A 22,504-nucleotide genomic window follows, 5' to 3' on the forward strand; every position below is an offset into this window, starting at 1 on the left:
TCGCTGAACGCTGGAAGTGCGGTCCTCAGTCAGCCGTCATCGGTCCTCCGTTTTTTCAAGAGACTTGGAGAGTTTCCAGAGCATTCTATTAATGCTTTCAGCCTTCTTCTCGATTAGATCAAGCTGATCTCGATTCAGATAGCCAAACTCAAAGGAAATCTCCAACTGGGCCACTGTCTCATTCAAAGAACCACGGGCAAGATAGAGAAAATGATCAAACTCCTTCTTGTGTTTCCTCCCAGCTCCTTCGGCTATATTCGACATAACTGAAACCGCTGCCCGCCTTAACTGAGCGACAAGGCCAAACTTCTCATCTGAAGGAAAGGATGAAGTCAACTCATACACATCCTTTGCGAAGGACTTGCTCACTTTCCAGACTTCCAGATTCTTGAAACCAAACGACATTTCAAACCTCCATAAATCTCAGTATTTTTGAAATCTGTTTTACTCCGAGGACGGTGGACCGTTGACCGATGACCTTTTTCATCCGTCATTTTGCGCCTCCTTTGTTGTTAGTTCTCTTATAGCGCCCTCATATACGCCTATGTCGTAACCGAGACTGTAGAGATACATGAGATCCTTGTAGCCTGGAAAGCGGGAAGTCCTTGTGAAGCAGGGGAAGATCCTCTCCACCGGAACGCCCAGAAAACGGGCCAGAGTATCCGCGTTCCTGAAACCGGGAATTATCCTTCCCAGCTCGACCTCGGAGATATACTTCTGGTCCTTGCCTATCACCTCTCCGAGCTCCCTCTGGCTAAGTTCTCTCATGATCCTCTCATCGCGCAGGTTGCCCATAAATCACCTCCTCTCTCCATGGTCTGAGTTCATCCAGAACTGAGTTTTCTGAATGCAAGGACTTTGAAGCCCTGGATATACTCCAAATCATCACATCATATTCTTGTGAACAAAGCCGGGTTCGAACGCTGTGTAGCTTTAGCTAAACTTGCGCAGACTGTTCCCGTTCAGTGGAAAATTATCATGCCTTCATTAAGGAGAAAGACCTGAAGATGAGTTCTTGAAGAAAGAAAACCTTAAACAGATAGAACAAAAGTGAAAAACAGTATTTCCAAAACCATCCATATTTTGAAAAACCTCCATCAGCTCCGCAAGTCAATCAAAACTGGTTGTATATATTCTATATCACCCTCATAAACGCTGTCAAGAACTGTTCGTGAGCTATTCGGCATTGAGAGACCCGGAGCGATATTTTCAAATGCTGTCATTTATTCGCGATTATTGCCGACAAAAGCCAATTATTTCATTCTTTCGATGTGTTAGAATTTGTCTCTTTTCTAATCTTCTTTTTTCTTTCGTTTTCATGATTTTCGACACATGAATGCGATAGCTTTCAATCGGAATAAAAGAGCCTTTGCTTCTCTATTTTGATTATACATAGCCGTTATTCCAGAGCCAAACTCAGGTGTTTTTCACCTGAGCTTGGTGTTTTTTGACCCTGTGGTATATATTCATCTCACGTGGCCACGAAAAAGAAAACGGAGCGTTCGCCGACAACGGTCAGCCGTTCACCGATGAAGATCAAAAAAAAGCAATGCCACTGCACTTTGTAGCTCTTTCGGAGGACGGAGGACGGCCATCGGGGGACGTTCACAAGAAAAGGAGGAATTTTAATGGGATTAGGAGCAACTGTGATGGTAGTTGGTACCGAGAAGTCACTTTCGATCACCTGGGATACCGGTGTCATTGAGGACGATAAACCAGTCCTCTCAAGACAGACTCTCAGCGTAGATTCGGCAATGACCGCACAGGAGGCATACGATGCAGCCTATAACATCGCAAGCCTCACCAATTACATCATCGCCGACATTAGACTGATCGAAACCCAGACCCTCGGACCGATTGACTGACAACCGTGGTAGCGGATGGCAGGTAGCGGGTCCGTAAGATCAGAAAGTCCGGGGTAGCGGTTAAAGAGTGAGGTTCGGGTTGAAATGGTTTACCTACCCGCAACCCCCGACCCGCAGCCCCGTACAATTTGAAAGGAGGAACTCGAATGAGAAACCTGAGCGTTAGATGGTACGATTCAACTGCGAAGAAGTCCAAGGGCTTCTACATAAAGGAGCCCAAGGAGACTCTCACTCAGGCTGAGGTCGAGACTGTCATGGGAAACCTCATAACTCTGAAGGTAATCCCTTCAAGCTATGCGGTAGACTACGCGGCAGTCATCGATACTCAGAAGAACGAGTTGTTTAATCTGATCTAGAACCGTCCATCGTCCAAACCCGAGGACCCGTCCGGCGTCCTTGGCTCCGGGTGGCTCAGCCACCCGGGTTCTTCAATCTGGAGATCAACCTGTTAAGCATCTTATGGAGTCTGTTTGCCTGATCCTTTATCTGACTGAAAGTCTCTTCATCTATATATTCAAACATCTTCGAGAGTTCGAGTTGTGTCATTGCTTCTCTCAGAGAGCCCTTTGCCAGGAAGAGAAACTGCACAAACTCCTTGTTGTACTGACGCCCTGACCCTTCGGCGATATTGGAGGGAACGGAGATAACGGCTCTCCTTAGCTGGGAAGAAAGGCCGAATTTCTCGAAGTCAGGGAAAGTGGAGACAATCTGATAAACGTCGTAGGCAAACTTCATACTCAGCTTATACACATCTAGATTCTGATAAGAATCGGCCATGAAGACCACCTCCAGAGAAATGATAGCGCAAAGATGCTGTCAGTGTCTATCCAAGGACGAGGGACGGGTTCATGATCTTGGACGAAGGACGAAATCAACAGGAGGTAGCCATGGATTTCATACGAGAATTGATTTCGCTAATAGGAGTATTTGCAAGTTACGTTGAGAGCCCCGGCAACGGACCGGAGAAGAAAAAGAAAGTGAAGCAGATGATAAAGGACGCGCTTCCAGATGAACAATGGAAGATCGACCCCGAATTCTTCGACTTCATCCTGGATATCCTGATAGACCTCGTCGTCATGTTCCTGAACAGGGGGCTTTGGAAGACGGCGATGAAGGTATTGGTGAAGTAATTGCTATTTGCAGATAGCGATTGAGAAACACAATGTCTCTAAGCGACTAGAACACAAACAAACCCACTGTATATCACCTTCTTTCTTTTGCCCGGCTTTGATGCCGGGTCTTTTTTCACTTATCGAAAACGGCGGATTTTGTTTTCAATGTAAACTCCTTTATAATTTTGTTTAGATTCGATCGTTTTTTTGGGGATGCTTGGAACGAGAGAAGGAGGATCGAAATGAGAAGAACTATCTTCTTTCTCTTATTTGCTTTGCATACACTGGTGTTTGGGCTAGAGCCGATAACTCTTCAGATTGGCGATACTTCAGCCAGTTACTACAGGGAATACCTTAACCTCTTCGATGACATAAGCGAATATGAAAGCGCCGTTATATGCACAGTCGTGGATGGAGATACTGTCAAGCTGAAGCTAAAGAGCGATCCCGATTCTTTGCTAACTGCAAGACTGATTGGAGTAGATACTCCCGAAAGCGTCCATCCCCAGAAAAGCGTAGAGCATTTCGGCATCGAGTCATCTGGTTTCACCAAAGCAGTTCTCGAGGGGAAGGATGTCTTTCTGTCCTTTGACTGGGAGCAAATTGATTCATACGGACGGATTCTCTGTTATATCTGGATTCCCCTAGAGTATGAAGGAAGAGCTTACAATATCATGTTCAACCTTCTTCTCATTACTAGCGGTTACGGTCATGCCTATACTAGCTATGCTTTCGATGAGAACTACACGGGAATCTTCATCGAAGCTGAAAGGCTTGCCAGACTCGGAGGGTTTAATCTATGGCAGGAAGAAAAGCCAGACAGCATCTTGCTGCCTGAGTATGACCCTATTGTTTACATAACAAGCACCGGAGACAAGTACCATGTCCATGGCTGTCATTTTCTGGAACACAGTAAGATCCCTATCCTTCTGTCTGAAGCTGTAAGACGAGGTTACATACCCTGTCGCGTCTGCAAACCGCCTCAATTAGAGCTTCCCTCTATCAGCGTAGTTGAGGAAGACTTTTTAACGGCCATTACAGTAGAAGGAAGTGTTGTAATACTCTACCCAGACGGTACTTGGGAATTTGAGGCATACTAACAGGAAGAAAAGAGGGAGGTAATCATGAGAAGAATTCTGCTTCTCAGCATCCTGATGGCATTTTCTCTGCTTCATGCGTTAACGCCCATAACGCTTCAGTTTGGGGAAAATGAAGCTACATATTACAGAGAGCTTCTAAATCTGTTCGATGTGACAGCTGATCAAAATGAGGCTTTGGTAACAAGCATATTAGACGGTGACATTTTCACTATTGTGCGCCATAAAACATTGAATTTCTTGGAAGTAATACATCTTATAGGAGTAGACGCTCCCGACAGCACACATCCGGACAAAACCATTGAGAAACTTGGACTGAAGTCTTCAGAATTTGTTAGAGTTCTGCTGGAAGACAAAAGAGTCCTTCTTACTTACGACATTACCCCTAGGGATTCTTATGGAAGGTACCTCGCCTATGTATGGCTCCCCGCAGTCTACGAGGGCAATTCATACTATGTGTTGTTTAATCTTCTCGCTCTAACAAATGGATACGGCCAGGTCTACACTACACATCCATTCAATGACTACTACATGGAGATCTTCATCGAAGCGGGAAGACAGGCGAAGCTGCAAAGAACAGGGCTGTGGGCCGAAGAAGGCTTCGCCAATATACCAGCCGAACCACTTTTCAACCCGATTGTATACATAACAAACACCGGGGAGAAATACCATCAGTATCACTGCCAGAATCTGCTTGAAAGCAGGATTCCGATTAGGCTGTCGGAAGCTGTTTACCTAGGATATGAGCCGTGCAGCGTTTGCAGGCCGCCTATTATATACATTGACCCGCAATAGTATCGAAGCTTGAAGCACAACAAGGAATCTCGTGAGAATGAAATGCAATTAGAATTCCAATAGAAGAAGCTGTTTGATTTGAGGTGAGTCGACTTGAGAAAGCAGCAATGTGCTAATATTCAGAGAGCTGCAAAATATATTGTTCAGATTGGTTTAACAATTGCAATTACCTTGTTGAGTATTTGCGCTTTGTTGCTTATTAAAACTCGTTGCGACCAACTACAGCAGTAGGTCAACAACGAAAAAGATCAAGAGGTCCCAATTTATCACCGAATTTATTCTGTGAGGCACTTATCGTCTAGTGCTTAATAGAATTTGGAGTCGATGAAGAAGAAGGACATATCACATATCTTATACCGAAACTTTGAAAGACACCTGAATTGAGTTCACGATCATCTCTTTGAAAAGTGCATCTTTTACAGTTACTTAGATTCACATTCGGCTCAGAGCAAACTGTAGAGGTGCATGAAGCGTGGAAAGATTTCCGCTGAGCCGTGTTCTTAGAAAGCGATTCGGCTAATTTACAGCAGAAAGCAATATTTGAGACTTGAAAATATATATCAGGTTATTTGCCTCAAACAAGACATGCTAGGTATGTGTCAATTCCTGAGTCCCATTGGACTTTCATAGATCATTACAGCTTGAGAGACTCATGTTAGGCAATCATTTTGAATTAGTTTCGAAAATTTGTATAATGTTATTATGCTTATTATCTATTATTTAATCAGTGATCTTTCTTATGAATATCACTAGCAAGAGAAATCGATAGCTTTGTTCCCTGGAGGCAAAGAAGTGCAAAATGCAAGCTCACAACAGAAAAAAGCAATCGAAGCACTCGACGGTCCTTTGTTAGTAATAGCGGGTCCCGGGTCTGGAAAGACTTTTACTCTAGTTGAAAGGACTATCCACATTGTAAAGGAAAGACTCGTTGATCCAGACCGAATACTTCTATCGACCTTCACTGAGAAAGCCTCCTCAGAGCTTCTTTCTAGGGTGTCGCAGCGTCTATATGAGGAGCAAATAAACTTCAACGTTAACGAAATGTATCTCGGGACAATTCACTCAATTTGCAGTCGCATATTGGATGAGAACCTCGAATTCACGAGACTCAAGAGAAACTACACAATTCTCGATCAGTTTGGCCAATATTACTTCATATATCAGCGGATCCACAGTTTTCGGAATCTTTCAGGAATAAGCTCGATACTGAGTACAAGAAATTGGTGGGCCAACTCTGTCGAAATTGCTGGCTTAATGAATAAACTAACAGAAGAGCTTGTTGACTCGCAGAAACTTCTAGAATCGGATGATGAGAAATTGCGGACGCTGGGAACCTGTCTCAATCTGTACCGACAATACTTGTATGAAGAGAACGCACTTGATTTCTCAAATATTCAATATGAGACATATCAGCTGCTCACTACTCACGATAATGTACTGAAGAATCTTCGAGAGAAGATTTCCTACCTTATGATTGACGAATACCAAGACACAAATACCATCCAAGAGAAGATCTTCTTACTTATTTCTGGAGAAAGGCAGAACATATGCGTGGTTGGAGATGAAGATCAAAGCCTGTATCGATTTCGCGGTGCGACCGTAAGGAATATCCTTGAATTCCAACGGAACTTTGATCCCGGAGAGTGCAAGCTAGTTGTTCTCAATGAAAACTATCGCTCTCATCCCAAAATAATTGACTTCTACAATCGCTGGATGAGCGAGCAACAATGGGAATATGAAGGAAGGAGATTTCGCTTCGAAAAGACGATCTCCCCTCGTGAAGGTGTCTTTGCCAATAATCAGACGGTAATAAAAGTGGCCGGTACAGATTCTGGAAGCCCCTGGCACGAGGAAATTCTTGAGTTTCTACAGCAACTCAAGAGAACTGGGGCGATAGACGACTGGAATCAAATTGTCTTTCTTTTCCAGTCTGTTAAGAACCCAAAAGTAATTGCTTTAGCCAGTTTTCTCGAAGAAAAAGGTGTGAATGTCTATTCTCCGCGATCAAATCTGATCTTTGATAGAGAAGAGTTCAAGCTCCTTATCGGCGCATTCTACTATCTCTTCGCCTGGTATGCAAAAATAAGATCAAAGGACAGCACATTCACGAATCCCATTTGGGCCTATCTTGATGACTGTTTCCATCTGTTTGTTGAAAAGCTCAGGCTAAATGAGAATGCAGAACTTCTTACTTGGTGCCAGAATAAACTGAGGTATCACGACAGCAATTTCGGCACAACGAACTATGGCTTCTCAGCGCTCTTCTACGAGCTGCTGCAGTTTCCCCTCTTTAGCAAGTTTCTTCATGAGAATCTTGTATCTGGCATGATAGACAGCAGACCAGCGAGAAACATCGCTCTTTTCTCCCAGCTTCTTGTAAAATTCGAGTATCTTCACAACATAAAGGTATTATCTTCTAGATTCATCGACAAGACCATCATTGATTTTTTCGATAAGTACCTTAATTTCCTAAAAGAAGGTGGATTGGACGAGTATGAAGATGACTTCGACTATGCTCCGAGTGGGTGCGTTTCATTCATGACAATCCATCAGTCAAAGGGCCTTGAGTTCCCTGTAGTTATTGTGGATTCGCTTGGAGCTTCGCCAAGAAAGAATTACACCGACTTAGATGAGTTGCTCCAATCTGGTTATTATTTAAGACCCCCTTTCGAGCCAATCAAAGAAACCAAATCTTTCGACTTCAGGAGACAATTTTTCACGGCCTTCTCACGTGCACAGGATCTCTTGGTCCTAACGTGTCAAGAAGTTTTACCCGGAAACGGGCGTCGAAAAGTACCGTCTGGGCAGTTCGTGTCACTATATGAGAGTATTCCCTACTGGAGAGATGACTCTTTTGACTTCAAGCTGCTTTCTTTGCATTCTATAAAAGAGACTTCGATCAAGAGAGAGTACTCATACACTTCTCATATACTGAACTATGAGGCCTGTCCAAGACAGTATATGTTCACAAAATACCTTGGTTTCGAGCCAGTGAGGGCTAACCCTATTCTGTTTGGAAATCTTGTTCATGAGACAATAGAAGATATCCACAAAGCAGTTCTTCGCAATGAAACGCACCTTCTAAACAGAGATAATATAGAAAAATGGTTCAGCAGCAATTACAGGAGTCTGAGCACAAAAGAAAGAGTGTATCTGGCTCCGGAGACACAGAGAGTTGCTCTTGAGCAAGTCATGAAGTACTTTGAGAGGAAGCGAGGCGATTGGTCAGATATTCGAGAAGCAGAAGTCGATGTATCGCTTGTAAAGGAAGCCTATATCCTTAAGGGGAAGGTGGATCTTATTGCCGGTACTGGTGATACTGTGCAGATAATCGATTTCAAGGCCGAGAAAAAGCCGGACCTTCAAGGCGAAAGAGAGAGAATTGATCAGTATAGAAGGCAACTGGAGATCTATGCTCATGTTGTCGAACAAAAGATCGGGCTCAAAGTAAGCGGTATGCAGCTCTACTTCACTGGCGAAATCGATGGCAGTCCGATAATATCTTTCAGAAACGATCAGTCTTCGATAAACCGCACAATCGATCAAGTTAATAACGTTGTCGATAACATAGAATCATTGAAGTTCTCAATCGAAACAAGACCGATCAAGCAGTGCTCAAACTGTGATATGCGACACTATTGTGACCGAAGATGATAGGAGGAATTCACCGTGGAGAATAATCAGCAAAAACTCGATATTGATATTCAAACGCATGCGACTGATAATGAAAAGTACGAATTTGAACCATTGCAAGGCAGACCGATGTTGCAATGGCGCGGAAAGAGACCTTTCAAATCAACTCACTACTATCCGGCCCAGCTGAAAGAGAGTTTTGGGGAACCTGCAAATGACTGGATGAACAAGCTGTACTGGGGTGACAATCTTCAGGTTCTCAGTCACCTTCTCAGGGATTATCGCGGAAAGATACAGCTTATATATATTGATCCTCCATTTGACTCAAAAGCTGATTACAAAAAGAAAGTAGAACTCAGAGGGAAAGAAATCAACAACGACTACAATTCCTTTGAAGAAAAGCAATACACAGACATCTGGACAAATGATGACTATCTTCAGTTTATGTATGAAAGGTTAATCGTTATGCGAGAACTGCTTTCCGAAAATGGTTGCATATACCTTCACTGCGATTACAGGAAAGTTCATCATCTAAGATGTTTGATGGATGAGATATTCGGAGTGAATAGGTTCCTGAACGAAGTCATTTGGTGCTATAAGTCCGGCGGTGCAGGTGATCGTGGATATGCAAGAAAGCATGACACAATTCTGCTTTACTCGAAGACGAAGGATTTTGCTTTCAACCAAATAAAGGAAAAGTCGTATATGTTTCCTTGGTCAGGGCAAAACCCCGCGCAAACATACTACGAAGATGATAAAGGAAGATATACTCTGGTTAATGTTAAGGATTATTGGACCGATATAGGAATGATAGCTACTAGCTCTCACGAGCGACAAGGTTATCCTACCCAAAAGCCTGAAGCATTACTTGAACGCATTATAAAAGCCTCATCAAATAAGGGCGACATCGTTCTTGACTGTTTTATGGGATGCGGTACTACTCAAGCAGTCGCTATGAAACTTGGGAGAAAGTTTATCGGAGCAGATATTAACCTTGGTGCTGTGGAAACTACAGTTAAGAGGCTCCTAGGAGTGAGAGAAGAAGTTGAAACTGGTCAAATGAGCCTTGAAGAGTCTGAGAAGCTCTATACAGGCTTCGAGGTATATAACGTAAACAACTACGATGTTTTTCGCAATCCCGTTCAGGCTAAAGAACTTCTAATGGAAGCACTCGAAATACAGACACTCCACAATAACCCTATCTTTGATGGAGAGAAAGATGGTAGAAAAGTCATAATTATGCCTGTTAATCGAATTGCTGCGCAAGAAGATGTTATAAACCTGGCACGTAATCTTGACTACAAGAGTTATGAGAAGAAGAAGAAAGACCACCCACATTCACCGGTCGATCTTATAACTCTTGTCTGCATGGGGCATGAACCAGATATCGCTGCCAAGTTCGTCAAAGAAACTGGATACAACATAGATGTCGAGGTATTAGACGTTCTAAGAGATAGGAAAGATTTGTGCTTTAAACGAGATTCAGAGGCTGACATCCAAATCGAAAATGGGAAACTTGTAATCAGAAGCTTCTATCCGATGAATCTTCTTCAGAAAATCAGCATGTTCAAGGAAGATATCAAAGATTGGCGAGAACTTGTTGATGCTGTTTATATTGACTGGGATTATGATGGAGAAACGATGAAACCCGCTGAGATAGATATACCTAGAGATAGAGAGCTGGTTAAGGGCCAGTATGATATTCCTGAGGGAGCAAGGAATATCAAAATAAGGATAGTTGACCTACTTTCTGAGGCTTATGAAGGTGAGATATACAATGGCTAAGAAAAAGGTCACAATGGACTTCACGTTCTTCAAACATCTGTGGATGTTTTATCAGAAGAATAGAAAGACTATCATTTCCAAGTATAAAGGACCGACAAGGAAATTCCTTCAGTTCAATGGTCCTGAGAATCCGAATCGTTTTCTAAGAACACCTCAGTTTGAAGCTTTTGAGATGTATGTTTTCCTGAAAGAAGGCCTCAAGAACCTCAAGATGAGTGAGATTTTCAACGAATGGTACGATAGGACTGACATGTTCAATCTACGCGAGCGAGGTACGATTAACGTTCAGACTGGCCAGATGAACATGCTTGATGAGATGACGAGAGAAAATTACGAACAAATCTTCGAAACGATAAATGAGTTTGGTTCAGCCAGTGACTATGCAAATTACATCTTTGCGCTCACTATGGGTACAGGAAAGACGATTCTAATGGCAACGTGTATCTTCTATGAGTTCGTACTCGCTCACAAGTTGCCAAAAGATCCATTATATTGCCATAACGCACTTGTATTTGCACCAGATAAAACTGTGCTTTCTTCTCTTCTGGAAATACAAACTTTTGACAAGACGAAAGTGGTGCCAGCAGAGTATGTCAATTTCCTGAACTCAAATATCAAGTATTTCTTCCTGGAAGACACAGAGACAGATCTCAATACTGTTGATGGATCGGACTTCAATATTGTGATCACAAACAACCAGAAAATCATACTGAAGAAGGAACACAAGGAGAAAACTGCTGGAGAAAGGCTCTTTAAGTACATATCGAGTTCAGCAGGAGTATTAGCCGAAGCTGCCGACGTTCTACCAAACGAAGAGCCTGAAGACGATAAAGATCTGATAGCAAATAACAGGTTCTACAAGTTGAACAGGCTTCCTCAGCTTGGCATATATGTTGACGAGGCTCACCACGTCTTTGGAAGTCAGCTTGCAAGGGATTTAGGATTGAATAGAACTAAAACAAGCCTGAAACTGACAATCGACGAAATAGCGAAGAATCTGAATCGCTCTGGGTCGCGTGTTGTTGCCTGTTATAATTACACAGGAACACCGTATGTCAAGAAGACCATTCTACCTGAAGTCGTTTATGGCTACGGGTTGAAAGACGCAATTGACAATGAGTATCTGAAAAGGGTTAGACTCAAAACATATAGCGATATTCGAAGTGAGGAGTTTGTTAGAGATGTTATAGAAGATTTCTGGAGAAAATATGGCGAGAACCGTCATGAGAATATGTTGCCAAAGATTGCCTTCTTTGCGCCGACAATCAAAGATTTGGAAGAAAATCTGAAGCCTTCCTTAGAAAACGTGTTGAATGGTCTTGGCATTTCCTCAGATAAGATTCTTGTAAATCACCAGGGATCTGACAGTGATTCTATTAGAGAATTCAGTCGTTTGGATACTCCTGAATCAGAAAAGCAGTTCATCTTGCTTGTGAATAAGGGGAAGGAAGGTTGGAACTGCCGCTCCCTATTTGCAGTAGCACTCTTTAGAAGACCTTATTCGACGATTTTCGTTCTACAAGCAACTATGCGTTGTCTCAGATCTATAGATAAAGTCCAGCAGACGGCATCTATTTATCTTTCCAGTGAGAATGAAGAGATACTTAAGGCAGAACTAGACAAGAACTTCAGGATGAGCATAAATGAGCTCAAGAACGCGAAAGGGAAAGAGAAACAGCTTTTCAAGATTTCGGTTACAAAACCTCCGATTGAAATCAAGATAACTAGAGTGAAAATGACCTTTGACATTGAGGAGATAAAGGAGCCTGAGAAAATCACTTTTGATTTCGATAAGGTATCCACAGACAGGTACAGAATTCTAGCAAGAACAATCGAAGATGTGAAGATAGGCAAAGCCTTGGACAAGCAGACTGAGTCTACTGAAGATATAACATCTCTCAGAGAAAAGAGAAAGTTTTCGAGAACTACTTTGGTTGCGGAGATTGCGAGATATCTTAACATTTCCTGCTTAAGAGTAGAGAGAATTCTGGAAAGAGCTGAAGAAGAAATGGAAAAGATTCTTGAGTGTGTGAATGAGTATAACGAAATTCTGTACGATCACGTAATTCCCAAGATCTTCAGATCTATCCATCAGATAACTGAGAGAAAAGAAGAGGAACAGAAAACAGTTCTTCTAGTAAAAGAGCCAGAATCTGGTTATTATGAAATCTCGGGAGATCCGAAAAAGACAGTTGCTCTTTCTGACTATAAGACTCTTTCTTGCAAAAGCTTTCATCTTGACACCTATTGCTTTGATTCAAAACCTGAAATGGAACTGTTCATCGATCTTCTAAAGAGCAGCGACATCGAAAAGGTTTACTTCACCGGCATGCTAACACATGGACAGACGGAGTTCTATATAAGCTACATCGATCCTGACTCAAAGATGGTCAGACACTATTATCCTGACTTTCTTGTCAAAAAGGGTGATGATGGCTGGTCTATTCTTGAAGTCAAGGCAGACAACATGATCGATGACGCTATAGTGCAAGCAAAAAAAGAGGCTGCTGAACAGTTCGCCGTCGAAAATGAAATGACCTATTCGATAGTATCAGAAAGCGAAGTAAGAGATCATTCCTTTGGTACTGAGAAAACGAAGTTAAAGCTATTAGCAGAGGAAGAGGAGCAATAGTGGAAAACCCTGCCAATCCAGTCTTCTTGAGATATCCAGGAGGAAAGAAGAGAAAAGTAAAAAGCTTTTTCGATCTCCTGCCGACAAAAGATGAGATTAAAGGTCGGTATTTCGAACCCTTTCTTGGGGGGGCAACTGTCTTCTTCCACATAAGACCGAAAAAAGCAACTCTATCAGATCTGAGTGGCGATCTTATGGATCTCTACCGAGGTGTGAAAAAAGATCCAAAAGGAGTATGGCAGAAGTACAGGACTCTTCCAGAAGGGAGAGATGCATATTATGCGATAAGAAATGAAGATCTCTCAAAAGCAAATCTAATAACAAGGGCAGCAAGAACTCTCTTCTTGAACAGAACGTGTTTTAAGGGTATGTGGCGTTACAACAGCGCAGGAAGATTCAATGTGGGTTACGGTGGCGAAGATAGGAGATGGGTTATCACAGAACACGACCTAGTTATGGTTTCGAAGCTTCTTAAGGGAAAGCACCTTCTTACATCGGACTTTGAACAGATTATAGCTTATGCAAATGAAGGGGATTATATATTCCTGGATCCTCCGTATCAGCCGGGTGAAAGTGAAATGCGCAACGATCACTTTGGGTACATGTGCTTCTCATTTACCGATCAGATTCGTTTAGCTCGGTGCCTGACGAAAGCCTCAAGTAGAGGAGTGAAGTGGGCACTTACCAACTCAGGAGCATCAGAAATAACTGAACTATATCAGGACCTTCATTTATTGGTACTCGACTTATCAGTTTTGGAAACAGATAAAGGGGAAAGGTTAGAAACGAGGAAAGAGGTGATAATGACCAATCTAACTAAGGGGGGGTAACATGGCAAACACAGTCTCAGATATTGTAGAAGAATCAGAAGAGAGCCAAAATCCACTTTCTGCATTAAGAGATTTTCTTGATAAGGAGAAGAAATACGAGTTGTCAGAGGCCTTCGATAAGATGCGTTTGGTTGGATATGCTCTGAATATTGCTTACGACAAAATTAGAATAACAACTTGTGATCCTTTCAAGATAAACGTTGGAGGAATTCCCAGAAATTCGCTTCTAGTTATGATTCCCTCAAACTATGAGGAGTTACCGCCTCATTTCACACTTCTTAGAGTCTTAGAAGCGGCAGATACACCGCTTTCGATGGAGGTTCAGCAAACGTATTTTGAACTTCAGAAGAAATCAATGCCCGAACTCGATATTTGGACAAGAAATGAGCTTCAGTGGGGTGCACTAGATACAGCTGTCCTAGGAATGTTCTATGCAAATCCAGATAATTACAAAGCAGTTGAATTCTCGAGCGATATCAACAACTTTGTCAGCGCAGACAGATATAGGATATACGCTCCAGATGAACAGTTGCTGGACATTATTGTAAACTCATCAGTGCCAGTGAAGAACCGCTCTGAAATAGGAATACTAAGGCTGACAGAATGCAGGCTTACCGTTGGAGAACGGGTATCTGAAAAAGTTGACGTACGAATCTCGGCAAACGACTTTATGGGGACTAGAACTGCTATGTTTGGCAAGACTCGTCTTGGGAAAAGCAACATTGTGAAGTTGATAGCTCAAAGTATTTTGGAAGCCACGGATGAAAACAAGACCGAGTTCATTATCGATGACACTTGTATTCACATGCTAAAAGCAAATCCATCTAAAGTACCTCAAGAACTCCTTGAGAAGCTCAATTCAGTTAAGAATAATGAGTATAAAGGTATTTCTTGCTTTGAAGCAGCTCTAAAATCGTGTCTTTCACTAGAAGACTTCAATAGGCATTCTAAAACAATACTTGATCACGCAAGAACTAGAGTTGGTCAGCTGATCTTCGATGCCGACGGAGAATACGCGAACGACAATCCGCAAGATGGCAATGTATCTTTGAGGTCTATATATGCAAATAGATGTAACGTTTACGCGCTGTCCAAAAAAGAAGGAACACCTTCTAAATCTTTGAGGCTAAACTTCTATGAGCAGCCTGAACAGTCGATAGAGATTCTCAGGGGTCTTCTTGAAGAAGATGGCAGGACGGCAATCTATGTCAAATCATTCACAGGTCTCGAAATGCCGTCATTAGAGACTGTTGAACTCATACAAGAGACAAGCGAGAAAATGAGAGCAATACGAAAGCTTCAGATTTTCTGGGCGATTCTCAATAAAGCTGGCTTTGATATTGACGAAAACGAATTGAAAAAGATTGCTCCCCATGCTTCCCATGTGAATGGCTTTAATCCAGGTATAAACAAAGAAGTAAGGAAGATAATCCACGCTAAACCTGAGACGGATCTCCCGAAGTCCCCCTCAACGCTTCAAGAAATGCTAAGGGAATACGAATTGGCAGCGGACGCGATAAACGCACAGAAAGAACTCCAAAGTTCTAGCAATAACCCTCTTTTTGATGCAAATGACATTGCTCTTCTTAGATTCCTGAAACCGCTTTCAGGATCCGGTCCGGAAATGCTCAAAGCTTATAGAATCTACCATGATAAGAATGCTTCAAAGACATTTGATGAAGTAGTAGATCTTCTGGACAGAGGAGAAACAGTCATACTTGATCTCGGAAACGCCAACGAGAAGGTATTAAAATACTATTCGAAGAGAATGTCTCAATCTGTATTCCAAAATCAAGTCAAAAAATTCACTGAGAACTCTCTTGGAAAATCATACATCCAGTTGTATTTCGAAGAAGCCCACACACTCTTCCCAGTGAGTTCTTCTGATACCACCGATGTTTATCACCGATTTGCTAAAGAAGGGGCTAAGTATCACATTGGAATGGTCTATTCAACACAATCACCTTCTTCAGTGAGTAAGGAACTACTAGCACAAACCGAAAACTTCTTTGTAGCTCATATCTCGTCACGTGATGAAGTTAACGCTTTGTCAAAAGTCAATTCAGCCTATGAAGATCTAAAGGAAGATATTCTTCGAGCGAAAAGCCCAGGTTACGTTAGAATGCTTACTCGTTCAAATCGATTTGTAATTTCTGTTCAGGCGAAGATGTTCGGCCTTAATGAAGAAGGTGATTCCAATGCCATATGAGAAAGGTCAGAGACTCCCAGCAGAACATGCAAGCAAGATCGGTCATATTGATTTGACCAAAAGCGAGTTTGTTCGCAAGATTGTGGAAGATCTAGGCCTTAACGAAGAATCAGAAGATTACTCTCAAAGAGACATGCCCATTATATCTGTTTCTAATCTTGGTAGTACATCCCTAATACCAATGATCTATGGGATTGATGGTTCTATGCAGATTATAGAGGAGAAAGGCAAATGGCCATTCAAGAGATACGCTTTCATAAAAACCGCAATGCTTCGTATCGATTTTAGAAGTCTCGAGAAGATTGATAAAAACTACCCAAACCCATTTGAACTTGAGAGCTTAATGAAGAAATCTGCGATTTATCACTATACAGCTTTCCCTTTGCGAAACATTTCTTATGAAGGGCTGAATATCTATGATGCCATTAGATCAATTGTATTTAAATCACTAAAGCAAACCCTAGAAGAAGAAGTTTTGGAGACCCTGAAGTGGCTCTTGTATGAGAAATGGGCAGCAACAAAGAAGCAACTCGAGTTCTTTGAATGCCCGCACTGTCATAGTCCAAGGGCGACGCTTGAATATGATGCAGAAGTTGGTCCATGTCCTATATGTGGGAGAGAGATATTCATTACTGACTGTCTGGGATTTCATCAAGACATGAATCAAGATATTGCACGCGATTCAATTATCGGAACGTACATGATTATCCACGAAACTTTGCTCATGCTCACAGGAGTAAGGCTTCTTTGGGATAGAAACAAATCTGTTCTGAAAGACTCCCTTTTCATTAAGGATGGTCCCCTTTCTATTAGAGCCCAGTATTCAAAGCTGGTTCAACCAATTCGACGCTTTTTGTCTCATGCAAGATCATGCGGAATAGAAGTCAATATTCTTGGCCAAGAAAAGACTGGTGCCTTTAGAGACCATTTCGATATGATTTCTCCCTGTATAGACGCCGGCTACGCATTCATTCCTTCAAGTTCATACATCATTAGAGAAATTCAAGGTAGAAGTGAAACAGGAGCTCCTTATGGAAAGGATACAAACTATGGAGCGAAGGTCTTTTATAAGTTCAACAACTATCATAAAATGGTTCTCAATATTCCCATTGGGGACTATTTGAGTGATCCAAAAGAGAACGATTTGATAGGGTTCGAAAGAATTATGGCCACACTTCCGAGCATCATTAGTAATCGCTTTGAGGGGGCGATATATCCAATTGAACTAGCCAACGGAATAGCCTCCCTCTCAAGCTATCCATCTGCAAAAGTACTAGAGCTCTTTGCTTCTGAACTGAGGAAGTGAACCTAACAGCTCTGAGCAATTTCATCACACAGCTTGTCACGCATCAATCTGAGCACATTGGAGGAACGACCACATGAAGATCACCCATTTCTGTTTTGAAAACTTCAAGGGATATTCCACAAGAACGAAACTCCCATTAGCTCCGATAACTGCTATTTACGGGCAAAATAGTTCCGGAAAGAGTTCTATCATCCAAGCAATGCTGTTTCTATCACAGGCTTTTCTTAAAGAGTTTACGCAGGATTCCTTTACTGAACCATTCGAAGATTATCTCGATTTCGAGAATATTGTTTATGAGCATGATACATCACGAACTATGAAACTCGGCATTCGTGCAGAATTCGAGTATAAGAACTACGAAGGCTTAATCGGTACCTTGAGTTCAGATCCTTTCGAAATCTATATAAATTTCGACAAGTTCACTATTTCCTCGCAAAACAGCCATCGACGTCTCTCGTTTGAGGTATTCTACGATGAAGAGGAAACACCTCTAATAAAGGGGACATTTTTCGGCGATCATTCCGGATCTTATGGGTTCAGTCCCTCGGTAAATTTCGTTGACAAAAACTCTAAATACCTTGAAATAATTGCATCTTTCATGTGGACAAAGTGGAAAGAGTTGCTTGATAAAAACGATCTTGATTCGCCTAATAGTATTATTCGCGGATTAATGAGGGAAACTAAGAAAGACTTAGGTTTATTGGAAACACCTGGGTTTGACCCCTTAAATGTTGCAGAGGAACACTTCCTGAAGACAGTTCGATATTTCTGGCCTGTTACAACAAAGGAGATATTCGGGTTTTATGACGAGTATGAAGGAGTTGTTGATGAGCATTTATCGGATAACGAACAATCAGAACAACAGGTAACTGAACATGCTTCAGGGGACCAATCTGCTTCAGAGGACTCTGGTTTTTTATGGACTATAAACAAGTTCTGTTTTGGCGAGTCATTTAGCCCTTACTCCAAATTAACACCAGACACGATAGTTCACAATCTTTTTGATAAGTTGCGATATTTCTCGAGAGAACAAATGCGTGTCATCGGACCGTTTAGAAGAGTTCTGGATAGAACCCCAAGCAGGCAGCGTTCTTCTGAGGATTATGTCGGATTGGATGGATCAGATGCATTCGCAATTTTAGAATCAAACCCTGTCCTGGCAAAAAGCGTTCAAAGTGCTTTGGAAGATCTCGACATTCCATACGACATCGCTATCATACCTGGTGATCAAAACAAACGCTTCTTCTTCGTATCTCTTGAGCAAAGCCGAACAAAACTCAGTACCACGTTCAAAGATGTGGGTGTGGGCATAAGCCAGGTGGTTCCCATTATTGTTCAATTATCTATTGGGAAAAACACTGCGGTCGTGCTGCAGCAACCGGAGCTCCATCTTCATCCAAGACTGCAAGGCAATCTTGCCGAGTATATTGGTAAAAGAGTCCTGGATCAGAGCAAAGCGGTTGAAAGAGTCATTGTAGAAACACATAGTGAAAGCATGGCTTTAAGGTGGCGCAAACTCGTTCGCAAGGGGAGGATTTCGAAGGATATGATCACATTCCTATATGTTGAACGAGTAGGAAATAGATCTACCATTACCGAAATTAAACTCGATGAAGAGGGTGACTTCACGAAATTATGGCCAGAAGGCTTCTTCGAAGAGAGACTAGAGGAGTTACTGTAATGATTAACCTTAGCATAGATGAGTTCTTTTGGCCATTTGTGAGGCTTTCAACTGATGTAGCGAACATAGAGAAAAATCCCGAGAAACTCTACATGTTGCTTGTGGATATGATAAGAAACAGTTGTCCAATGGAGAGAAGTAAATTGGCTATTCTTGCGGACGAAATCAGGAGACTTCACAAGGAATCAAAGGCTAGAAAAGATGTTAAGAAAGTGGCCTTTTACGAAAAGATTCTGGGATTTCTTGACGGACTGAGAAACACGGGGCTAGTCTATGACTCGCTGCACTTGACATCACTCGACATGAATGAAATAAGCAACGACAGACACAACTCCTTGAAGTACTATCATGTTCAATGGGACATAACGAATCATGCAGATGTAGTCGGCAACAAACGGCTTTGGACCCAAATCGAGCGTGCAGTTACAAATACAGACAAAATTGCCGTGGTGGACAGATACATCAATCTTGCGATTCTTGACAAAGCTTGGGATTCTAAGAAAAAGAATGCGAATTGCTTTGATACGCTTGAATGGCTGTCCAAGAATCTCAAAGTCGACAAAGCCTCAAATCCAAATGATCCCATGATATTCATAATTGCTACTTTTCCTGGCACCTCAGAAGATAGAAATAAACTCCAAGAACTTCTGAGAGACTTGGACAAGAAAGTAGTATCTTTCAGAAATGATTTTGATTTCCCTGTCTCTATACTTATCCCAACAAGTACTTTCGAAAGCAAAGAGTACTTGCATCTTCACGAACGATTCCTGATAACTACGCAAGTGATAATGAAATCGGATGGAGGCTTCGGTCTTACAAATACATCCGAAACAACATTGCTAGTTTGGAACTCCCAAAGGGTAATCAACTTGTTAAGACATCTTGAGGAGCTCAATGATGGGCTTCACGGGAAGCGCACCTTGAAAGTAGCTGTGTTTTCTCCTGATGAGAAGAAATGGCATCTTGAAAGCAAATTGCCTGACTCATTCAAGGAACTAGTTTGTACAGCCAAAAACAGATGTTACTCGCGACAGAGTAGGTAATCGTTTATTGTTGCATATTCAATTCGTTGCAAACAATCAGCTATTGATTGAGCGGTTGCTGTTTGCCAAGAAAACTAGCCTATCATTCATGCGAAATGGCAAATACAGAAATAGGAATCTCGTTCATTATATACGCTGTTATAGTGTTATCTTGAACCTCAATTTCTACTTAGTAAGAGATGATTAACCATTTTGCATGACAGGAAAAACACCTAAACAAGAGCAACTCTACTTGAAACTAGTTCTCTCAAGAAAGGATCAACTCTAATATGAAGCACCCCTACATTGAGATTGCTGAGCAAACAATCTGGTGCCATTCTCTTATAACCAACTGAAATAAAGTTTAGCTCTTGCCTAAATAATAACTCTCGACCTGAGTTCAATGAATCTGAAGTGTTTAATATTCGGCAAATAGTCGTCGCCAAGAACCCTTTCACTGATCTTGTACAAAAGAGCGGGCGGTATCTTTGCATTGTCCTTATCTGAAGTTGTTTTCCTGCGAATAGCTTCAACTAAAACTGGATTGAAGTATTGCAGTATTTCCCTGAAACAGATGTATCTTTCGATTAGATCAAGATTAAACGCTTTGTCATACTCTTCTTCTTCTGCAGCAAAAGCTTCAAGACTGGGAAGCCTGTCATCGTAGTGCCAATGATCGTCGCTTCCCATGTAGAAGTCCCAATCATAGTCCAGCATTTTTTCTCTCTCAGTCCTTCTTCTCCTCATAGTCTCTATGTAATCATACCCATCGCGGATTTTTTCCAGAAGCGACTCTGCCTTTCTTCCAAGCATCTTTGGCAATTTACAAATCTTTGATAGCAAAGGACTCTCTTTATCAGCTAACCCTCCGAGAAAGAAATAGCCTCTCAGATCTTTAATAATCGTGAGTGTGACATTCTCATACAACAATGATAATTTGTGGATCAACACAACGTCCACAAAAGGGCCTTTGAAACAAACGGGATACTCTTTTTCGTCCATCGGGATAAATTCATGAATATCCAACCTTGGGGCCACCTCCTTTCTTCATGATGTGCGTACCTGAATTAACCCATATACATTAATTCTATATTATTATGCAGAACCATGTTTGTCCCTAGCAATGAGAGCCTCTATGTTCTGCATCTAATCAGAACTGGGCGTGATATAATCATGTTCCGTGGTATGTCAATACAATCTCCCAAGCCCAAATCAGGTGCTCTGCAAAAGTCAAACCAGATTGACTGAACAACAAGCCCCAATAATAGAAGAACTGATACTCGGAAGTAAAACTTATCTCGAGGACAACTCGTTTTCGACAAGCCATCAGTCAGTAAATGTTTACGTGAAGCCTGAAAAACGGTACGAGGTAAGAAGCGAAGATAATGCCATCGACGTACAGATTCACGAATAGCACTGCAACTTAACTAGAATCACAATAGGACTGGATCCTATTTGTTTCTTAGAGATCTACTGCGTGCTGTGTACATTAATGATACTCCATGTTGAGAATTTCTGTTTCTTGTCTTGTCTGATAGTCTTTGTCTGAATTCTCTGTTGCCAATGAAAGTCTCTCTTTTAATCAACTGAACTTTGGCAACAAGTAGTTCTTTGATTTCTGATCAGACTTCGGTTCTTGCACTGTTTTTCCATTAATGCTTCTACAAAGATGGTCCGTTATCCCTTCTCCAATCTCCACTTCTTATAGTCTTCAAACTCTTCAGAAAATCTACCGAAAGGATCGTTTTCTCTATCAATAGAACAAAAATAACACTGAAGCCTGTATTCTCTTCCGATAGTCCAAGTCTCAAACAAATCAACACCACTGCAAAAAAATCTCTCGAGAAAGTCGAGTGGTTCATCGAACTTACTGCCAAAATGAATTCTCGCTAGGTTGTTGATATACAAGCAGCTAGTCATAGAATGGGGGCTAATATCATATTCATCAAACATCTGGTCAAAATACCTTCTGAATCTGTTAAGGGTATTATCCGGCCAGTATCCTCTATACTTAAAATTTTCCTTCATACCGACATCCAAAGTTCTACAATCTTCCTTGTAAATCTGCGGATCGGAATATTCTTTGATCTGAATGAGTTTGAGAAGGATTTCAAAGTATATGTCAAATCCTATTCCCGCTAGCACATGATCCCCTTCCCGGGAAAGACATTTGCATAACCTCTCCAAAGCAGCAGCAGACCATTCTAGATCCAACAAGATGTTTTCAAAAGTAAGCTCGCTGAGCACACTTGCCAAAACGCACGTTCTGAAGGAGTTTGGAAGAAAACTGAACCTCCTGAAATCCGGGGACTTAGTTGTAATCTGTTCGCGAAATTCATCCGGATTTATAAGAAAACCAGTGTAGGATTTGTCAAGATTCTCGATGAATTTTCCGTATTCTTTAGCAATTTTCGCTTTAGCGTCCTCGTAGTCTTTACTTCCTTCTTTTGCATCAAAGGGGTTCTTGTGATGCTTGTCTCCAAACCACATTTTCATGTCAGCTACACCAACCCAATATGTTTTATACATAATGTTAT

General features: G+C 41.7%; 18 protein-coding genes. 13 read left to right on the top strand and 5 right to left on the bottom strand.

The annotated features are described in order from the left end of the window. Positions 1-36: 36 nt before the first annotated feature. The gene (locus Y697_RS11485; RefSeq protein WP_121551745.1) at positions 37-405 is read right to left on the bottom strand and encodes a four helix bundle protein; all 369 of its coding nucleotides are present in this window, start codon (positions 403-405) and stop codon (positions 37-39) included. Positions 406-483: 78 nt separating this feature from the next. Beyond that, a complete protein-coding gene (locus tag Y697_RS11490) occupies positions 484-795 on the bottom strand; it encodes a helix-turn-helix transcriptional regulator (protein ID WP_099771549.1) in 312 nt (103 codons plus the stop codon). Between the two features lie 833 nt (positions 796-1,628). Between Y697_RS11490 and Y697_RS11495 the strand changes: the two genes are divergently transcribed. Continuing rightward, the gene (locus tag Y697_RS11495) at positions 1,629-1,865 is read left to right on the top strand and encodes a DUF1659 domain-containing protein (protein ID WP_099772674.1); all 237 of its coding nucleotides are present in this window, start codon (positions 1,629-1,631) and stop codon (positions 1,863-1,865) included. A 146-nt stretch (positions 1,866-2,011) separates the two neighbouring features. After that, positions 2,012-2,221 (top strand): DUF2922 family protein, encoded by a 210-nt coding sequence (locus Y697_RS11500; protein ID WP_103134807.1) that lies wholly within the window; start codon positions 2,012-2,014, stop codon positions 2,219-2,221. Positions 2,222-2,276: 55 nt separating this feature from the next. On the opposite strand, the gene Y697_RS11505 is transcribed toward Y697_RS11500, so the two are convergent. Then, complete coding sequence (locus Y697_RS11505) at positions 2,277-2,642, bottom strand: four helix bundle protein (RefSeq protein WP_121551746.1); 366 nt, start codon at positions 2,640-2,642, stop codon at positions 2,277-2,279. A gap of 110 nt (positions 2,643-2,752) precedes the next feature. Between Y697_RS11505 and Y697_RS11510 the strand changes: the two genes are divergently transcribed. From Y697_RS11510 to Y697_RS11560, 11 genes are all read left to right on the top strand, one after another. Continuing rightward, positions 2,753-2,995 carry a hypothetical protein gene (locus Y697_RS11510; RefSeq protein WP_121551747.1) on the top strand — a complete coding sequence of 81 codons (243 nt, stop codon included), beginning with the start codon at positions 2,753-2,755 and terminating at the stop codon, positions 2,993-2,995. A gap of 224 nt (positions 2,996-3,219) precedes the next feature. After that, positions 3,220-4,077 (top strand): thermonuclease family protein, encoded by an 858-nt coding sequence (locus Y697_RS11515; protein ID WP_121551748.1) that lies wholly within the window; start codon positions 3,220-3,222, stop codon positions 4,075-4,077. A 24-nt stretch (positions 4,078-4,101) separates the two neighbouring features. Next, positions 4,102-4,869 (top strand): thermonuclease family protein, encoded by a 768-nt coding sequence (locus Y697_RS11520; RefSeq protein ID WP_121551749.1) that lies wholly within the window; start codon positions 4,102-4,104, stop codon positions 4,867-4,869. Positions 4,870-5,661: 792 nt separating this feature from the next. Next, positions 5,662-8,523: an ATP-dependent DNA helicase gene (locus Y697_RS11525; RefSeq protein ID WP_121551750.1), complete on the top strand. Its 2,862-nt coding sequence runs from the start codon at positions 5,662-5,664 to the stop codon at positions 8,521-8,523. A gap of 15 nt (positions 8,524-8,538) precedes the next feature. Continuing rightward, positions 8,539-10,287 (top strand): site-specific DNA-methyltransferase, encoded by a 1,749-nt coding sequence (locus Y697_RS11530; protein WP_220665746.1) that lies wholly within the window; start codon positions 8,539-8,541, stop codon positions 10,285-10,287. Further along, positions 10,280-12,919 carry a TnsA endonuclease N-terminal domain-containing protein gene (locus Y697_RS11535; RefSeq protein WP_121551751.1) on the top strand — a complete coding sequence of 880 codons (2,640 nt, stop codon included), beginning with the start codon at positions 10,280-10,282 and terminating at the stop codon, positions 12,917-12,919. Before Y697_RS11530 ends, Y697_RS11535 begins: the two co-directional genes overlap by 8 nt. Further along, positions 12,919-13,749 carry a Dam family site-specific DNA-(adenine-N6)-methyltransferase gene (locus tag Y697_RS11540; RefSeq protein WP_183083798.1) on the top strand — a complete coding sequence of 277 codons (831 nt, stop codon included), beginning with the start codon at positions 12,919-12,921 and terminating at the stop codon, positions 13,747-13,749. Before Y697_RS11535 ends, Y697_RS11540 begins: the two co-directional genes overlap by 1 nt. Position 13,750: 1 nt before the next feature. Then, a complete protein-coding gene (locus Y697_RS11545) occupies positions 13,751-15,958 on the top strand; it encodes a helicase HerA domain-containing protein (RefSeq protein WP_121551753.1) in 2,208 nt (735 codons plus the stop codon). Next, positions 15,948-17,264 carry a hypothetical protein gene (locus Y697_RS11550; protein ID WP_121551754.1) on the top strand — a complete coding sequence of 439 codons (1,317 nt, stop codon included), beginning with the start codon at positions 15,948-15,950 and terminating at the stop codon, positions 17,262-17,264. The genes Y697_RS11545 and Y697_RS11550 overlap by 11 nt, the downstream gene beginning before the upstream one ends. Positions 17,265-17,337: 73 nt before the next feature. Continuing rightward, complete coding sequence (locus tag Y697_RS11555) at positions 17,338-18,945, top strand: DUF3696 domain-containing protein (protein WP_121551755.1); 1,608 nt, start codon at positions 17,338-17,340, stop codon at positions 18,943-18,945. After that, the gene (locus tag Y697_RS11560; protein ID WP_121551756.1) at positions 18,945-19,988 is read left to right on the top strand and encodes a hypothetical protein; all 1,044 of its coding nucleotides are present in this window, start codon (positions 18,945-18,947) and stop codon (positions 19,986-19,988) included. Before Y697_RS11555 ends, Y697_RS11560 begins: the two co-directional genes overlap by 1 nt. Before the next feature lie 354 nt (positions 19,989-20,342). Here Y697_RS11560 and Y697_RS11565 read toward each other — a convergent pair whose 3' ends face one another. Both Y697_RS11565 and Y697_RS11570 read right to left on the bottom strand, forming a co-directional pair. Beyond that, positions 20,343-20,993 (bottom strand): hypothetical protein, encoded by a 651-nt coding sequence (locus Y697_RS11565; RefSeq protein ID WP_121551757.1) that lies wholly within the window; start codon positions 20,991-20,993, stop codon positions 20,343-20,345. A gap of 651 nt (positions 20,994-21,644) precedes the next feature. Next, positions 21,645-22,463: a hypothetical protein gene (locus Y697_RS11570; protein WP_121551758.1), complete on the bottom strand. Its 819-nt coding sequence runs from the start codon at positions 22,461-22,463 to the stop codon at positions 21,645-21,647. Positions 22,464-22,504: the final 41 nt, after the last annotated feature.

Source organism: Mesotoga sp. BH458_6_3_2_1, from assembly GCF_003664995.1.
In the GTDB taxonomy this organism is placed as follows: Bacteria; Thermotogota; Thermotogae; order Petrotogales; family Kosmotogaceae; genus Mesotoga.

Excerpts from the sequence above, each read along its gene's own strand:
- Y697_RS11485 (WP_121551745.1), bottom strand. The coding sequence starts at position 405 with ATGTCGTTTGGTTTCAAGAATCTGGAAGTCTGGAAAGTGAGCAAGTCC.
- Y697_RS11490 (WP_099771549.1), bottom strand. The coding sequence starts at position 795 with ATGGGCAACCTGCGCGATGAGAGGATCATGAGAGAACTTAGCCAGAGG.
- Y697_RS11495 (WP_099772674.1), top strand. The coding sequence starts at position 1,629 with ATGGGATTAGGAGCAACTGTGATGGTAGTTGGTACCGAGAAGTCACTT.
- Y697_RS11500 (WP_103134807.1), top strand. The coding sequence starts at position 2,012 with ATGAGAAACCTGAGCGTTAGATGGTACGATTCAACTGCGAAGAAGTCC.
- Y697_RS11505 (WP_121551746.1), bottom strand. The coding sequence starts at position 2,642 with ATGGCCGATTCTTATCAGAATCTAGATGTGTATAAGCTGAGTATGAAG.
- Y697_RS11510 (WP_121551747.1), top strand. The coding sequence starts at position 2,753 with ATGGATTTCATACGAGAATTGATTTCGCTAATAGGAGTATTTGCAAGT.
- Y697_RS11515 (WP_121551748.1), top strand. The coding sequence starts at position 3,220 with ATGAGAAGAACTATCTTCTTTCTCTTATTTGCTTTGCATACACTGGTG.
- Y697_RS11520 (WP_121551749.1), top strand. The coding sequence starts at position 4,102 with ATGAGAAGAATTCTGCTTCTCAGCATCCTGATGGCATTTTCTCTGCTT.
- Y697_RS11535 (WP_121551751.1), top strand. The coding sequence starts at position 10,280 with ATGGCTAAGAAAAAGGTCACAATGGACTTCACGTTCTTCAAACATCTG.
- Y697_RS11545 (WP_121551753.1), top strand. The coding sequence starts at position 13,751 with ATGGCAAACACAGTCTCAGATATTGTAGAAGAATCAGAAGAGAGCCAA.
- Y697_RS11550 (WP_121551754.1), top strand. The coding sequence starts at position 15,948 with ATGCCATATGAGAAAGGTCAGAGACTCCCAGCAGAACATGCAAGCAAG.
- Y697_RS11555 (WP_121551755.1), top strand. The coding sequence starts at position 17,338 with ATGAAGATCACCCATTTCTGTTTTGAAAACTTCAAGGGATATTCCACA.
- Y697_RS11560 (WP_121551756.1), top strand. The coding sequence starts at position 18,945 with ATGATTAACCTTAGCATAGATGAGTTCTTTTGGCCATTTGTGAGGCTT.
- Y697_RS11570 (WP_121551758.1), bottom strand. The coding sequence starts at position 22,463 with ATGAAAATGTGGTTTGGAGACAAGCATCACAAGAACCCCTTTGATGCA.